Raw genomic sequence first — 863 nt, forward strand, 5'->3', positions numbered from 1 at the left:
GAGTTGGCCTGGCCATCGTTGGCGGATCGGTATGCAGCGAACGCGCCTGGAACGAGTCGCCGTTTGCGCCAAACCTTCGCTTTGACAAGGACGAGTTTGTCGATGATCTCAAGCGGCTGACCGACGCTGTACATGAAAGCGGTGCGGCGGTGTTCGCGCAGCTGTTTCCGAGTTTCGGCCGCATGGGCGTGCCGCGAAACGGCCAGTGGATTTCGGCGGCCAGCCCGAAGCCAGTGAGCATGGGCTCCGGCGGCTTGCCCAGCCATCTCTACATCCCCGGCGGCCGAATCACACCGGTGCCACACGAGGCCAGCATCCAAGAGATCAAGGACATCGAGGCGTGCGTCGTCACCGGCGCCCGCCGGGCTAAGGCCTGTGGTTTCGATGGCGTCGAGATTGGCGCACACATGTGCTACTTCTACTCGTCCTTTTTGTCCCCGCTGGCCAATCAGCGCACTGATGAATACGGCGGCTCAGTTGCAAACCGCGCTCGAGCCTTGCGCGATGTGGTCGCAGCGGTGCGCGCCGAAGTCGGCCCAAATTATCCGGTCGGTGTGCGCATGAGTGTGAATGACCATATGCCCGGCGGCCAGGGGCCGGAAGGTTACGCTGAAGTGGCAGCGCACATCGCCGAGGTCGGCTTGGACTTCGTCTCGCTAAGCGAGGGCAACTACGAGTCGATGCGTGATAGCGTGCCGAGTACATCCGGCAACATGTTGACCCACGGAGAGCCGCAGGCCTTTCGCAAGGCACTCGGTAGCGGGGTGCTGCTGTTCCTTTCCAGTACTCCAGATCCCAGGCAAGCGGCGGCTGCTATTTGGGACGGTGATGTCGATGCAAGCATGCTAGCGCGACAGATGCTG

Annotated in this window: 1 protein-coding gene; it reads left to right on the forward strand. The window is 62.1% G+C overall.

Features of this window, described 5'->3' with window-relative positions:
* The coding region (locus AC1DRJ_RS30240; protein WP_477805348.1) for an oxidoreductase at positions 1-863 on the forward strand (863 nt) is incomplete at both ends.

Source organism: Pseudomonas sp. P5_B2, from assembly GCF_056400445.1.